Origin of the sequence: Lentzea sp. HUAS TT2 (genome assembly GCF_051853195.1) — a bacterium.
GTDB lineage: Bacteria > Actinomycetota > Actinomycetes > Mycobacteriales > Pseudonocardiaceae > Lentzea.
The window spans coordinates 6,860,021-6,874,328 of the sequence record NZ_CP196667.1 but is presented as its reverse complement, the minus strand read 5'-3'; the positions used below and the strand labels follow the sequence as shown (position 1 = coordinate 6,874,328).

Sequence of the window (14,308 nt, the reverse complement as noted above, 5' to 3'; positions counted from 1 at the left end):
GTCTGCTCCTAGTGCGCGACGGCGGCGGCGCCGTGCTCGTCGACGAGAGCGCCCGTGGTGAAGCGCTCGAGGGTGAACGGCTCGTTGAACGGGTGCGGCTTGTCGTGGGCGATGGTGTGCGCGAAGCAGTCACCGACACCGGGGGTGGCCTTGAAGCCGCCGGTTCCCCAGCCGCAGTTCAGGTACAGGCCGCCGACCGGGGTCAGGCCCACGATCGGCGAGGCGTCCGGGCTGACGTCCACGATGCCCGCCCACGTCCGCAGCAGGTGCGCCCGCGCGAAGACCGGGAACAGCTCCAGCGCCGCCGACATCTGCTGCTCGATGATGTGGAACGAACCCCGCTGGCCGTAACCGTTGTAGCTGTCGATGCCCGCGCCCATCACCAGTTCCCCCTTGTGCGCCTGGGAGACGTAGACGTGCACGGCGTTCGACATCACGACGGTCGGGTGGACGGGTTCGAGGAGCTCGGAGACCAGTGCCTGCAACGGGTGCGAGGCGAGCGGGAGCGGCAGGCCGACCATCTTCGCGAGCACCGAGCTGTGCCCGGCCGCGCACAACCCGACCTTGCCGGCGGCGATCCGGCCGCGGGAGGTCTGCACAGCGGTGATCCGGCCCTGCACCGTCTCCAGCCCGGTGACCTCGCAGTTCTGGATCAGGTCGACACCCATCGCGTGCGCGGCCCGCGCGTAGCCCCACGCCACGTAGTCGTGCTTCGCGATGCCCGCGCGCGGCTGGTAGGTCGCGCCCAGCACCGGGTAGCGGACGTCCGGCGAGGTGTTGACGATCGGGCAGATCTCCTTGACCCCGGCGGGATCCACCCATTCCGCGTCGATGCCGTTGAGCCGGTTCGCGTTGACCCGCCGGACGCTGTCGCGCACGTCCTGCAGGCTGTGCGCCAGGTTCAGCACACCGCGCTGGTCGAACAGGATCGGGTAGCCGAGGTCGGACTCCAGGCCCTCCCACAGCTTCAGCGAGTGCTCGTAGATGCCGGAGCTCTCGTCCCACAGGTAGTTCGAGCGGATGATCGTGGTGTTGCGGGCCATGTTGCCGCCCGCGAGCCAGCCCTTCTCCAGCACCGCGACGTTCGTGATGCCGTGCACCTTCGCCAGGTAGTACGCGGTCGCCAGGCCGTGCCCTCCGCCACCGACGATCACGACGTCGTAGGAGGCCTTCGGTTCCGGGTTGTCCCAGAGGAAGTCCGGGTGCTCGGGCAGATGTGCTCCGGGCGGGCTGGTCATTCCGACGCCTCCAGCGAAATCATCTGGTCGACTACTGGTATATCAGTCTGTGCAGTACGGTAGGTCACATGAACGCACGGGTCAACGACGAGCCCGCCTCCGTCTCACTCACCGAGCAGGCGTACGCCGTGCTGCGAGATCGCCTGGTCATGCTGGAGATCAAGCCCGGCGAGCCCATCAACGAGGACAGGCTGCGCACCGAGCTCGGCGTCGGCCGCACGCCGATCCGCGAGGCCCTCAAGCGGCTGGAGCAGGAACGGCTCGTCGTCGCCTTCCCGCGCCGCGGCACGTTCGCCACCGACGTCAACATCTCCGACCTCTCGCACATCTCCGAGGTGCGCAGGACGCTCGAACCGCTGGCCGCGGCCGCCTCCGCCGAGCGGGCCACAGCAGAGGACCGCGCCGCGCTCACCGACCTGCGCTCGCGGCTCGACACGACGCCGACGGGCGACAACACGGAGCTCCTGCGCACCGACGTCGGCGTGCACCGCGCGATCTACGGGTGCGTGCACAACCCGTTCCTGGAAGACACCCTGATCTCCTACGACAACCTGGCGACCCGCATCTGGTGCGTCTTCCTGCCCCGGCTGTCCGGAATGGCCGGTCACGTCGACGAACACGTGCCCCTCCTCACCGCGATCATCGACGGGGACGCGAAGAAGGCGAGCGAGCTCGCCTCCCAGCACGTCATCGGTTTCGAACGGGCGATCAGGGCGTTGATCTGACGAGCTTGCCCTGCACCCACGAGTGGAACTCCGCGATGTGGTGTTCGGAGGGGACCAGCACCCCGCCGTCGCGGTACGCCCGTGACGACATCGCAGGCTGACACCGTTCGCAGGCCTCGAAGTCCTGCTCGTTCACGCGGTGGAACAGCTCGACCGACCGCGACACGTCCTTGCCGGTGGCGACGACGTCCTTGGCGTAGAGCCAGTCGCACTCGACGATCGTGCGGTCGGCGGCCATCGGGTACATCCGGTGGATGATCACGTGGTCCGGCACGAGGTTGATGAACACCTGCGGCCGCACGGTGATCGCGTAGTACCGGCGGTCCTGCTCCGCGTCCACCCCGGACAGGTTCTCGAAGCCCTCGCTGCCGTCGATCGTGAAACCCTTGATCTCCTCGCCGAACACCGCCCCGTGCCCGACGTAGTACTGCGCGGCGTAGCCGTCCGCGAACTCCGGCAGGACCTCCGTGAGCTCGGGGTGGATGGTCGCGCAGTGGTAGCACTCCATGAAGTTCTCGATGATGAGCTTCCAGTTGGCCTTGACGTCGTAGGTGATCCGCCGCCCCAGGGCCAGCTCGCTGACCTGGTAGTTGCCGATCGCGTCGAGGTTGCCCAGGCGCTCCCGCACGTCCTGCTGCACGGTCTCTTCGAACGACGCCGGCTCGTCGGCCAGCGACAGCCACGCGTAGCCGAGCCACTCGCGGAGGTGGACCTTCTTCAGCCCGTACTCCACGCGGTCGATGTCCGGCATCGACGTGAGGTTCGGCGCGGCGACCAGCTTGCCGTCCAGGCCGTAGGTCCAGGCGTGGTACGGGCACTGGAAGTTGCGCTTGACCGTGCCGCTCTCCTCGACGCACAGCTTCGCGCCGCGGTGCCGGCAGATGTTGAGGAACGCGCGCAGCGAGCCGTCGCGCGACCGGGTCACGAGCACGCTCTCGCGTCCGATCTGGACGGTGCGGAAGTTGCCCGGGTCCGGCAGGTCGGCGCTGCGGACCGCGCAGAACCACATCTGCTCGAAGATCTTCTCCTGCTCCTGCGCGAAGATCGCCGGGTCGGTGTAGGTGTTGCCGGGCAACGTCGGGATGAGGCTCGACGGCAGTGCGGTCTGGGTCATGCGCGAATCCGCTTCATCTCGGGGTCGAACAGCGGCTCCGCCGCCACGACCGCTGGGACGCGTTCACCGAAGTACTCGATCTCGACCCGCGTCCCCGCCACGGCGACGTCGGCGGGCAGCCAGGCGTAGGCGATGTTCTTGCCGATCGAGTAACCGCGCGCCGCGCTCGTGACGTACCCGACGGGCACGCCACCGGCGAACACCGGCTCCGATCCCATGACGACCTGGTGGTCGTCGTCGATCGTGAGACAGGTGAGCTTGCGGCTCACGGTCTCCTCGGAACGGCCCTCCAACGCCCTGCGGCCGTGGAAGTAGCCCTTGTTCATGCGGACCGCGAAGCCCAGCCCCGCTTCGAACGGGTCGTGCTCGGTGGTCACGTCGGTGCCCCACGAGCGGTACCCCTTCTCCAGCCTCATGCTGGTGAAGGCGCTGCGGCCGGCGGCGATGACGCCGTGCCGCTGACCGGCCTCCCACAGCGTGTCCCAGAGCCTGCGGCCCATGTCGGCCGTGGTGTAGAGCTCCCAGCCCAGCTCGCCGACGTACGACAGGCGCATCGCGGTCACCGGCACCTCGCCGATGAACGCCTCCTGCGCCTTGAAGTAGCCCATGGCCTGATATGAGAAGTCGGTGCGGGTCAACGGTTGCAGGAGGTTGCGCGACTCCGGTCCCCACAGGCCGATGCAGCAGGTGCCGGGCGTGATGTCGGTGATGTGCACGCCGCCGTTGGGGGGCATGCGCCTGCGCAGCCAGTCGAGGTCGAGCGGGCCGTTCGCGCCGACCTGGAACCGGTTCTCGCCGAGTCGGGCGATCGTCAGGTCGCTGCGCACTCCCCCGTCCTCGTTGAGCAGCAACGTGTACACCACCGCGCCCGGCTTGCGGTCGAGCTGGTTGGTGGTCATGGTCTGCAGGAACGACAACGCCTCCGGGCCGCTGACCTCCAGCCGTTTCAACGCGGTCATGTCGAACATCGCGACCCGCTTGCGCGCGACGAGGGCCTCGGCGCCGGCGATCGGCGACCAGAACCGGGACGCCCACTCGTTGCGCCCCGGGATCTCCGCGACCTCGGGCAGCGTGGCGTTGGCCTCGTACCAGTGCGGGCGTTCCCAGCCCGACGCCTCCAGGAACACCGCGCCGAGCTCCTGCTGCCGCTCGTAGAACGGGCTGGTGCGCAACGGCCTCGGGCGTTCGGCCGGCTGCAACGGGTGCAGGACGTCGTAGACCTCGACGAACGCCCGGCAGCTGCGTTCGTGCACGTAACCGGGTGAGCGCTGGACGTCCTCGAACCGGTTGAGGTCGCAGCCGTGCAGGTCGATGCCCGGCTGCCCGTCGACCAGCCACTCCGCCATCGCCTTCGCGACACCGGCGGAGTGCGTGATCCACACGGCCTCGGCGACCCAGAACCCCTGCAGGCCGGGGTGTTCCCCGAGCAACGGGTTGCCGTCCGGGGTGAACGAGAACAGGCCGTTGATGCCCTCCTCGACCTTCGAGTCGCCGAGGACCGGCAGCAGGTCGACGGCGGCGTCCCAGGAGGTCTCGAAGTCCTCCGGGGTGAACGCGATCTCGGACGGCATGGTCGGCGCCACGTCGTGATCGAGGATGTCGTCCGCCGAGATCGGCATCGGCCGGTGCCCGTACGCGCCGATGCCGATGCGGTCGACGTGCTCGCGGAAGTACAGGTCGGCGTCCTGGTGGCGCAGCAACGGCTTCGACATCTCGGACAGCTCGCTGTTGACGCCCTGGAGAGCCGGCAGCGGCGTGGTCTTCGCGTACTGGTGGGCCATCGGGACGAGCGGGATGTCGAGGTCGACCATCCGGCCGATCCGCGGGCCCCACATGCCGACGCACGACACGACGATGTCGGCGGCGAACGTGTCGTGCTCGGTGACGACGGCCTTGACGCGACGGCCGTTGCGTTCGATACCGGTGACCTTGTGGTGCGCCAGGAACTTCGCACCGCGCTCCATCGCCCTGCGCGCCTGGGCCTCGGCGGCCCTGAGCGGCTTCGCGATGCCGTCACTCGGGATGTGGAAGCCACCGAGGATCTTGGCGGGATCGAGCAACGGGTGCAGCGCGGCGCACTCGTCCGGGTCGCGCAGGTGGCTCTCGACGCCCCACGACGTCGCCCAGCCGTGGCGGCGCTTGATGTCCGTCCAGCGCTCCGGCGTGGTGGCGACCTCCAGTCCGCCGACCTGCTGGAAGCACCACTTGTCGTCCATCGTCAGCGCCGTGTACTTCTCGACGGTGTACTGGGCGAACGAGGTCATGGTCTTGCAGCCGGTGGTCTGGAAGACCAGGCCCGGTGCGTGCGAGCTCGATCCGCCGGTCGCGAACAGCGGTCCCTGTTCGAGCACGGTGATGTCGGTCCATCCGCGCGCGGTCAGTTCGTCGGCGAGCGCGCATCCGACGATGCCCGCGCCGATCAGCACGACTCTCGGCTGGGTCACAGGACCACCACCGAGCGGAGGACACGGCCGTGGTGCATGTCCTCGAACGCCTTCTCGACGTCGCCCAGCCCGATCGTCTCGGAGACGAACGCGCCGAGGTCGAGCCTGCCCTGCAGGTAGAGGTCGATCAGCATCGGGAAGTCGCGGCTGGGCAGGCAGTCGCCGTACCAGGACGACTTGACCGCGCCACCGCGGGAAAACACGTCGATCAGCGGCAGTTCGAGCTTCATGTCCGGGGTCGGCACGCCCACCAGCACGGCGGTGCCGGCGTGGTCACGGGCGTAGAAGGCCTGCTGGAAGGTCTCCGGGCGGCCGACGGCGTCGATCACGACGTCCGCGCCGTTGCCCTCGGTCAGTTCGCGGATCGCGTCGACGACGTCCTGCTCACGCGCGTTGATCGTGTGCGTGGCGCCGAACCGTCGCGCCCACTCCAGTTTCGTGTCGTCCAGATCGACCGCGATGATCGTGCGCGCACCCGCCAGCCGGGCGCCCGCGATGGCCGCGTCACCCACACCGCCGCAGCCGAGCACGGCCACGCTGTCGCCGCGGGTGACACCGCCGGTGTTGATCGCCGCGCCGATGCCCGCCATCACCCCGCAGCCGAGCAGGCCCGCGACCTCGGCCGGTGCCTTGGGGTTCACCTTCGTGCACTGTCCGCTGTGGACGAGCGTCTTCTCCGCGAACGCGCCGATGCCCAGCGCGGGCGACAGCGGTGTGCCGTCGGCCAGCGTCATGGACTGCGCCGCGTTGTGGGTGTTGAAGCAGTACTGCGGCCGGCCGCGCAGACACGAGCGGCACGACCCGCACACCGCGCGCCAGTTCAGGATCACGAAGTCGCCGGGTGCCAGGTCGGTCACGCCGTCGCCGACGGCCTCCACGACCCCCGCCGCCTCGTGCCCGAGCAGGAACGGGAACTCGTCGTTGATCCCGCCCTCCCGGTAGTGCAGGTCGGTGTGGCAGACCCCGCAGGCCTGCACCTTCACCAGCGCCTCGCCAGGACCGGGGTCCGGTACGAGGATCGTCTCCACCGCGACCTTGGCCCCGCGCCCCGCCGCCACGACACCGTTCACCGCTTGTGCCACTTCGTTCGCTCCTGTCAGAGGTGGGGGTAGAGGGGGTTCTTGCCGGCCAGCGCGGCGACGCGGGCGGACAGGTCCGCCTCGTCGAAGCCCGGCAGGAGTGCGGCGGCGACCTCGGGGTCGAGCGCGTCGAGGTCCTGGTCCAGAACCGTGGTGGTGGATACGGAGAGTGACAACGGCCGACCCTTCCGAACGAGTTCCGCAATACGCAACGCGGTTCGCATTATGCAACTACAGCGCATCACGGTGAGTCCAGGTGAAGCCGTTGTCAAGACCCGGTCGCTCGGACGGAGGCATCCGGAACGAGAACGAGCCCCCGGCCACGGCCGAGGGCTCGTCGTTCATGAAGGTCTTTCACTGCACGGGATGTCCCATTCGCACCGAAAGGTCGCGCGACGCCACCCGCAGCTCCTCGACGATCTCGGGCATGCGCTTCTGCGAGAGCCGGTAGGCCGGCCCGGCGGCGCTGATCGCCGCCACGACGTCGCCGCGCGACCCGAACACGGGCACCGCGACGGCGTGCAGACCGGCCTCCAGCTCCTCCATGCAGGTGGCGAACCCGTCCTCGGCCGTGCGGCGCAACACGTAGCGCAACTTCACGGGATCGGTGATCGTGCCCGGCGCGCAGGCCTCCAACTTGCCCGACAGCAGGCGGTCCTGGTCGTCGGCCGACGCGGCGGCGAGCAGCACCTTGCCGCTCGACGTGGCGTGCAACGGGGTGCGCTGCCCGACCCAGTTCTGCGCCGCGACCGCCGACCCGCCACGCGCCTGGCTCACGTTGAGCGCGACACCGCCGTCGAGGACCGCGATGTTGACCGTCTCGCCGAGCCGGTCCGCGAGCTCGGTGCAGACCGGCCCGCCCACCCGGACGTAGTCGACCTGACCTGTCACGGCGCCGGCGTACCGGAGCATGCCGATGCCGATCCGGAAAGGGCCGCGTTCACCGTCCTGCTCAACCAACTCACGGGTCTGAAGTGTGTAAACGAGTCTGGACGCGGAGGACTTGTGCACACCGAGCTCGGCGGCGATCTCGGTGATCCCCGCTTCCCCGTTGCGGGCCAGCAGCTCCAGTACCGCCACCGCCCGATCGACCGATTGCACCAGCGCAGGATCACGCTCCCCGTTGTTGCTCATTACGCAACCATATCCAATTGACGCAACCACCCCAGATCACCCGAACCCATCTTGACGCGCCCCCGTTCTAGCCTCATTCTCTTGTTGCGTATCGCTCACACCGTTCCGTAATACGCAACGGAGGGTTTCCTGATGATCACCGCATGCGCCGTGGAAGACCTGCCCGCGGGCGAGTCCCTGCGCATTCCCGGCGACCCGGCGATCGCCGTCTTCAACGCGGACGGCGAGTTCTACGCGATCGACGACACCTGCAGCCACCAGGACGCCTCGTTGAGCGAGGGATGGCTGGAGGGCTGCTTCATCGAGTGCCCGCTGCACGCGGCGAGCTTCGACCTCCGCACCGGCGTCCCGACCTGCCTGCCGGCCAAGAAGGCCGTGCGCACCTACCCGGTCGTCGTGCAGGACGGCGTGATCTACGTGGACACGGGCAGCCGCGAAGCGGTGGCCTGACCCCTCCCAGCGCAGAACCTCCCAGCGCAGGCCCTCACAGCGCGGCGAGCAGTGCGGCCATCCGCTCCTCCAGGTGTGACCGGACGTCGTCGCCCGTGAAGATCCACGGCGAGCGCTTCTCCATGCCCGCCAGCACCATCTCCCCCACCTCGTCGATCCCCGGCCCGCTGCGCAGGAACTCCTCGACCGCGGGCACGTACTCGTCCCGCAGCCCGACCTCGGCGTTCGACGCCCTGGTGTTCGCGACGATGTCCGTGTCGACCGGCCCCGGACACAGCACGCTGACGTCGATGCCGTGCCCGGCCACGTTGAGGCGCAACGACTCCGACAGCCCGACGACGGCGAACTTGGCCGTCGCGTAGAGCAGGTTCGGGTCGGACACGAGCCCGGCGGCCGACGCGGTGTTCACGACGTAGCCGCTGCCGCGCTCGATCATGCGCGGCAGGAACGCCTGGATCCCGTTGATCACGCCGGTCAGGTTCACCGACAGGGCCAGGTCCCACTTGTCGTAGGTCAGTTCGGTGACCAGGACGTGCGGCACGATGCCGGCGTTGTTGAACAGCAGGTCCACCGGCCCCACCTCGTCCGCGACCTGCTCGAACGTCTCGCGGTCGCGCACGTCCAGCCGGTAGGTCCGCACGGTCGTCAGCCCCGACAACTCCTGCGCGGCGCGTTCCAGCGCGGGTTCGTCGACGTCGGCCAGCGCGAGCCGCACACCCCGCTTGGCCAGGGCCCGCGCGATGCCCAGGCCGATTCCCCTGGCACCGCCGGTGATGAAGGCGGCCGAGTCCGTCCAGTCGCGCATGGGAGCACCCTTCTGTGTTGAGATGACGACACTATGTTGACTGACACAGTAGCCTGCTCAGCATGCCTCCAGATCAGCTCGCCCCCTCCGCAATGTCGCTGCGCCAGGTCCTGTCGAACGGCGGCCGCGCCACCATCGGCGTCCTGGCCGGGCTGCAGGTGCTCGACAGCGTCGACAACGTGATGTTCGTGGTCTTCGCCCCGGAGATCCGCGCGTCGCTCGGCATCAGCACGGCGGCCGTCGGTGTCGTCGGGGCCCTGGCCGGGGTGATGGTCGCCGTCGCCGCGCTCCCGCTCGGCCTGCTCGGCGACCGGCACCGCCGCACGACGATCGCGGGCATCGCCACCCTCGTCTGGGCCGCGGCGGCCGGGGTGCTCGGGCTGGTGCAGAACCTGTGGCAGGCCGTCGTGGTGCGGGTGGTCGCCGGCATCGGCAAGGCCAACGAGGGGCCGATCCAGTCCTCGCTCCTGGTGGACGCCTACCCGCCGGCCGGACGCGGGCGGGTGCTCGGGCTGCACCGCGGCGGGCAGCCACTGGGCATCGTCACCGGTCCCCTGCTGGCGGCGGCGTTCGCGGCGGCCATCCCCGAGGAGCACGAGCCGTGGCGCTGGGCGTTCGCCTTTCTCGCCGTGCCGGCGATCCTGCTCGGCCTGGGCGCGCTGCGGCTGCCCGAACCAAGACGTGAGCACTCCACGGCCACGCCGCGGGGTGTCCTTCGAGAGCTGCGAGGGATCCCGACGTTCATGAGCGTGGTGGTCGCGCTCGGCGCGTTCGGCATCAGCGTCACCACCGTGCCGATCTACCTGAACGTCATCCTGGAGGAGAACCTCGGGCAGAGCGCGGCGGCACGGGGCTTGATCACGGCCGTCTGCGCGGTCGGCGGGCTTCTCGGCGCGGCACTCGGCGGGGCCGTGAGCGACCGGCTGTTCCGGCGCAGCCCCCAGGCGTGCCTGCACCTCGCGGCCGGCGCGCTCTCGTTGCTGGGCATCGGGTTCGCCGTGCAGGCGTACGCGCCGGACGTCACGACCTACGTGGTCGTCGGGGTGCTGACCCAGGGGATGACGTTCGCCGGCATCGTCCCGCTGAGCCTGGTCGTGGCGGCGGTGACGCCGAAGGAGTTCCGTGCGACGGCGTTCGCGCTGGTCGGGATGTTCACGGCGGTGGTCGGCGGGCTCGGTGGCGCGACGCTCACCGGGGTGGCGGAGAAGTTCCTCGGCGAGCAGGTCGCGGTGGCCCTGGTGGCACCGGTCGCCTCGGTCGCCGCAGGTCTGGTGCTCACCAGGGGCGCTCGGCACGCACGGCACGACATCGCGCGGGTCGTACGATGATCGCCGTGAACTCCCCCGCGCCGCGCCGGATCGACGAGATCGGCGACGAGAGCCGCCGCCGCATCCTCGACGCCGCCGAGGAGCTCTTCGCCGAGCGCGGGTTCGACCGCACGTCCTTTGTGGACATCGCCAAGCGGTCCGGCATCAGCCGCGGTTCGATCCCCTGGCACTTCAAGAACAAGGACGGCCTCGTGATGGCCGTCGTCGAACGGGCGGTCGGCCGCATCTGGCCCGCCGGGCGTTACGAGGCAGTGCCGTCCATCGCCGAGGTGTTCGCGGAGACGGCCGAACTGCTCAGGAGCGGCAACTCGGCGCTGGTGTTCATGATCCTGGTCGAGGCCCTCGGCGACCGGGGTGTCGTGCACGAGCAGTACCGGGAGTTCTTCGCCCGCCGCCGCGAGGGGATCGAGGACCTGCTGCGGTTCAAGCGCCCCGCCGGTGTTGATCCCGGTAGAGCCGCCGAGCAGGAACGCACCGCCGCCGTGGCGCTGAACGGCGCGCTCCTCGGCATCCACTTGCAGGCCCTCGTCGATCCGGGCAACGTCGACCTCGACGCCGCGCTGGTGTCGATCGCGACGATGTTCGACCGGAACCTCGCCGACGTCTGGCGCGACTAGAGGTCACTCGTTCCCACGACGTCGAAGAGGACGCAGATGAAACGACCGGCGCTGTCCGTTCTGCTGGCCCTGCTCGTGACCGTCGTGGCCGGACCGGTGCCCGCGGCCGTCGCCGGCGGGATCCGACCGCTCGAACGTGCCCACGCGCACAACGACTACGAACACGACCGTCCGCTCGCCGACGCCCGCGACAGCGGGTTCACGTCGGTCGAGGCCGACGTGTGGCTGGTCGACGGCGAACTCCGCGTCGCGCACGACCTGATCGACGCGCGTCCTGGCCGGACGCTGCGCAGCCTCTACCTCCAGCCGCTCGCCGAGCTCGTGCGCGCCAACAGGGGCCACGTCTACCCGCACTGGCGCGGTTCCTTCCAGCTGCTCGTCGACATCAAGAGCGACGGGCCGGCGACCTACCGGGCCGTGGACGAGGCACTGCGCGAGTTCCGCCCCATGCTCACCCAGTGGGTCAACGGCCACGAACGCGGTGGCGCGGTCGAGGTCGTCATCAGCGGCAACCGGCCACGTGAGGACATGCTCGCCCAGCGGGTTCGACTGGCCGGCTACGACGGGAGGTTGAGCGATCTCGGCAGCGGCGTCCCCGCCGGTTTCATGCCGCTGGTCAGCGACAACTGGACGAACCACTTCACGTGGCAGGGAGTCGGCCCCATCCCTGTTGCCGAGCGGGAGAAACTCCATCGGATCGTGTCGCAGGCTCACGCGGCCCGGTATCGGCTGCGGTTCTGGGCCACTCCGGACACGGCAGGGCAAGCGCGGGACGCGGTGTGGCGAGAACTGGTCGCGGCCGGGGTCGACCACATCAACACCGACGATCTCGCCGGGCTGCGTGAGTTCCTCCTGAGGAACGACCCCGCCGAACGCCACGGAGCCTGAGCCCCGGTCGGCTGTTTGCCGGTTGTTCTGCCGTCCCGGCGTTGGAAGACTCGCTGTGGGGGTGGCGATGAGCGGCTGGCAGGAACAGGTCGCCGACACTGCGCGGCGGTACGGGGAACTCGATGCCCGGCTGGCTCGCACCACGGTCACCGAGACCTCGCGGGACGGCGTGGTCCGGGTGACCGTCGGCGCCGACGGGTCGATGGTCGATCTCGTGCTGCTGGAGTCCCGGCAGCCGTTGTCGATGGCGGCGCTCGCGGCCAAGATCATGAGCTGCGTGAGCCGCGCTCGGGCACGTCTGCCCGACCTGATCGCGCGGGCCATGGCCGAGACGGTCGGCCACGACAAGACCGCCGATCTCGTCCTCGCCGACGCACGCAGCCGGTTCCCGCCGGTGCCCGCGGAAGCGGCGCCTCATCGCCGCGAGGTGGCCGAGGAGCCGCGGATGGTGGCGCCGCCGCGTGGAATGCCGCCGCCGGCCGTCGCGCCGCCTCCGCACCGCGGCGACGACCGGGATGACGACTGGAACGAAACAGCGATCTTCGAAAATCCGTGAATCGGAGTCCTCGATGTCCTTCCAGGTCAACATCGACGCGCTCGACAACCACGCCCGCACGCTGCAGAAGTTGTCCGACGACCTGACCGGCGTCAACGGGAAGACGGAGGAACTTCCCTCCGCCGCCTTCGGGGACACGGCCGCCCACGCGGCCAGTCTGGTCCGTGCCCACACCGATGCGGGGCAGGAGACCCTGGAGGCCGCGATCGCCGCCTTGACCGCGGCGGCCACGAGCATCAAGGCCACCGCGGCCGAGTACAGACGCGTCGAACAGCAGAACACCGGCACCATCAAGGGAGCAGGAGGGCGGCGGTGAGCGCCGCCCAAGCCGCACGTGACGCCGAGGCGGCGGCGACCCTGGCCAGGACGGTCGCAGGACGCGGCTGGGTCGCCGCAGAGCTGCGCGGCGGGAGCCTGCCCGCGCTGGCAGAGCCGATGCGTCCGGTCGACCGGCTGCGACCCGTCAACTTCGTCGACCCCGTCATGCCGCTGCAGGGAGTGATCGACAGGATGGCGGGCGGCGCGGCCGCGATCCAGACCTACACCGGCGCCTGGAGGCAGGTGGCCACCGGCGTCGCCGAGGTGCGGCGGGAACTCGACCGGACGACTCAAGCACCGGCTCTGGAGTGGACCGGTGATGCCGCGGCCAAGTACCGCGAGCGGGTGTCCGTTCTCCTCTCCGCGATGGCCGGCACCGCGTCCCTCGCCAACGCCATGGCCGACGCCGCGACGGCGATGGGCGAGGCCGCGGCCGCCGCGCGGAGCAATTCACACCGGCAGCTCGAAGACCTGGTGGGCCGGCTGGTCGACTACCTGACGCGGGCACGCGCGGCCGAGGGTGGCTACACCACGAACGTCATGGCCAGCGCCATGCAGATGATCAACGAGGTCGCACCGCGGATCGCCACCCAGGAGCTGGCACTGCTGCGGACCGTCGACGCGTTCGAGAAGGAGCTGTCGGCCGCCGGATTTGGTCCACAGTGGACGAAGGTGCGCGAGTGGTACGTGGCACGGGTCGCGGGCGCCCCACAGGCCGGCGCGTCCGCCGCGCCGGGCAGGAACGACCGCGGTCCGCAGGGCCGCGGCGGCGCGTACGTGGACGGCGACCGGATCCTGCTGCGCCCCCGCGACCCCGGCGTGCCGGACGTGGAGATCCCCAACAACGTCGGCGCGAAGGGATTCGTCGTCGGATCAGCCTCCAACCTCCTGGAGTGGGCGCACACGTACAAGGTGCCCCGCGACACCGCCATCCCCTTCCAGGGGAACGAGACCCTGATCGGCGACGCGATCGCCCGCAATCCGGTGCCCATGATCGACGACCAGCCCGCGAGCACGACCGGCTCGCGGAACAACGCCCTGCCGGGGCAGTACGTGAACTCGTACCGGATCCCCTCCCCCGACCCGTCGAGGTTCACCGACGTGATCGTCAACTACACGATCGCGGGCGAGCACATGCTCGAAGAGGGTTATGTGATCCGCTACGGCGAACGCGACGCCAACGGGAACACCCGCCTCGTCACCTACGGCGAAGGCAACGCCTGGGAACAACATCCGGCGAACCTGCTCAACGCCGCCGGCGTGCAAGCCGCGTGGACCCTGAACAACGGCAACATCGCCGCCGACATGCAGCAACGCGTCCAACGCACCCAGCCGGCCCGCTGACCAGCAGGTTCAGCGATTGCTGAACATGGAGTGTGGTGTCGCACACGGAAGTTGAGAGGTTCAACTTCTGATCGGTCCGCGTCCTGAACTGACAGGACCGGACAGACATGCCGCGGGTTGAAACGTTCTATTGACAGTCGCGCTGGTGAGCACGACCATCGAATTCCCTGCATCGGGAAGACACGACCTGAGGCCACGCCTGGCCATCAGCCCACCACACCGTTGACCGGCCGCCCCGGACGCAAGACCATGAGAGCGTTCCCACAGC

General features: G+C 69.5%; 15 protein-coding genes. 8 read left to right on the top strand and 7 right to left on the bottom strand.

Annotated elements, in window-relative coordinates:
- Positions 1-8: 8 nt before the first annotated feature.
- Positions 9-1,238, bottom strand: coding sequence for a sarcosine oxidase subunit beta family protein (locus ACSHWB_RS33120; RefSeq protein WP_439657215.1), 1,230 nt, complete (start codon positions 1,236-1,238; stop codon positions 9-11).
- A gap of 68 nt (positions 1,239-1,306) precedes the next feature.
- Between ACSHWB_RS33120 and ACSHWB_RS33115 the strand changes: the two genes are divergently transcribed.
- The gene (locus ACSHWB_RS33115) at positions 1,307-1,963 is read left to right on the top strand and encodes a GntR family transcriptional regulator (protein WP_439657214.1); all 657 of its coding nucleotides are present in this window, start codon (positions 1,307-1,309) and stop codon (positions 1,961-1,963) included.
- Here ACSHWB_RS33115 and ACSHWB_RS33110 read toward each other — a convergent pair.
- The 5 genes from ACSHWB_RS33110 to ACSHWB_RS33090 form a co-directional block, all read right to left on the bottom strand.
- Entirely contained in the window at positions 1,947-3,077 is a 1,131-nt protein-coding gene (locus ACSHWB_RS33110) for an aromatic ring-hydroxylating oxygenase subunit alpha (RefSeq protein ID WP_439657213.1), read from the bottom strand. The genes ACSHWB_RS33115 and ACSHWB_RS33110 overlap by 17 nt on opposite strands.
- Positions 3,074-5,521 (bottom strand): GcvT family protein, encoded by a 2,448-nt coding sequence (locus ACSHWB_RS33105; protein ID WP_439657212.1) that lies wholly within the window; start codon positions 5,519-5,521, stop codon positions 3,074-3,076. The genes ACSHWB_RS33110 and ACSHWB_RS33105 overlap by 4 nt, the downstream gene beginning before the upstream one ends.
- On the bottom strand, positions 5,518-6,603 hold the full coding sequence (locus tag ACSHWB_RS33100) for an S-(hydroxymethyl)mycothiol dehydrogenase (RefSeq protein WP_439657211.1): 1,086 nt from the start codon (positions 6,601-6,603) through the stop codon (positions 5,518-5,520). Before ACSHWB_RS33100 ends, ACSHWB_RS33105 begins: the two co-directional genes overlap by 4 nt.
- A gap of 14 nt (positions 6,604-6,617) precedes the next feature.
- On the bottom strand, positions 6,618-6,776 hold the full coding sequence (locus ACSHWB_RS33095; RefSeq protein ID WP_439657210.1) for a hypothetical protein: 159 nt from the start codon (positions 6,774-6,776) through the stop codon (positions 6,618-6,620).
- Between the two features lie 178 nt (positions 6,777-6,954).
- Entirely contained in the window at positions 6,955-7,734 is a 780-nt protein-coding gene (locus ACSHWB_RS33090) for an IclR family transcriptional regulator (RefSeq protein WP_439657209.1), read from the bottom strand.
- A gap of 132 nt (positions 7,735-7,866) precedes the next feature.
- Between ACSHWB_RS33090 and ACSHWB_RS33085 the strand changes: the two genes are divergently transcribed.
- Positions 7,867-8,184: a bifunctional 3-phenylpropionate/cinnamic acid dioxygenase ferredoxin subunit gene (locus ACSHWB_RS33085; RefSeq protein ID WP_439657208.1), complete on the top strand. Its 318-nt coding sequence runs from the start codon at positions 7,867-7,869 to the stop codon at positions 8,182-8,184.
- Between the two features lie 34 nt (positions 8,185-8,218).
- Here the strand turns inward: ACSHWB_RS33085 and ACSHWB_RS33080 are convergent, their stop codons facing one another.
- Positions 8,219-8,989, bottom strand: a complete 771-nt coding sequence (locus tag ACSHWB_RS33080; RefSeq protein WP_439657207.1) for an SDR family oxidoreductase — start codon at positions 8,987-8,989, stop codon at positions 8,219-8,221.
- Positions 8,990-9,051: 62 nt separating this feature from the next.
- Here ACSHWB_RS33080 and ACSHWB_RS33075 point away from each other — a divergent pair, with 62 nt between their 5' ends.
- The 6 genes from ACSHWB_RS33075 (at position 9,052) to ACSHWB_RS33050 (ending at position 14,040) form a co-directional block, all read left to right on the top strand.
- Complete coding sequence (locus ACSHWB_RS33075) at positions 9,052-10,317, top strand: MFS transporter (protein WP_439657206.1); 1,266 nt, start codon at positions 9,052-9,054, stop codon at positions 10,315-10,317.
- Between the two features lie 5 nt (positions 10,318-10,322).
- Positions 10,323-10,934, top strand: coding sequence for a TetR/AcrR family transcriptional regulator (locus ACSHWB_RS33070; RefSeq protein ID WP_439657205.1), 612 nt, complete (start codon positions 10,323-10,325; stop codon positions 10,932-10,934).
- A 36-nt stretch (positions 10,935-10,970) separates the two neighbouring features.
- Positions 10,971-11,822: a phosphatidylinositol-specific phospholipase C/glycerophosphodiester phosphodiesterase family protein gene (locus tag ACSHWB_RS33065; protein WP_439657204.1), complete on the top strand. Its 852-nt coding sequence runs from the start codon at positions 10,971-10,973 to the stop codon at positions 11,820-11,822.
- A 67-nt stretch (positions 11,823-11,889) separates the two neighbouring features.
- Positions 11,890-12,378, top strand: coding sequence for a YbaB/EbfC family nucleoid-associated protein (locus ACSHWB_RS33060; protein ID WP_439657203.1), 489 nt, complete (start codon positions 11,890-11,892; stop codon positions 12,376-12,378).
- Between the two features lie 13 nt (positions 12,379-12,391).
- Positions 12,392-12,694: a hypothetical protein gene (locus ACSHWB_RS33055; protein WP_439657202.1), complete on the top strand. Its 303-nt coding sequence runs from the start codon at positions 12,392-12,394 to the stop codon at positions 12,692-12,694.
- Positions 12,691-14,040 (top strand): hypothetical protein, encoded by a 1,350-nt coding sequence (locus ACSHWB_RS33050; RefSeq protein ID WP_439657201.1) that lies wholly within the window; start codon positions 12,691-12,693, stop codon positions 14,038-14,040. The genes ACSHWB_RS33055 and ACSHWB_RS33050 overlap by 4 nt, the downstream gene beginning before the upstream one ends.
- The last annotated feature ends 268 nt before the right edge of the window (positions 14,041-14,308 follow it).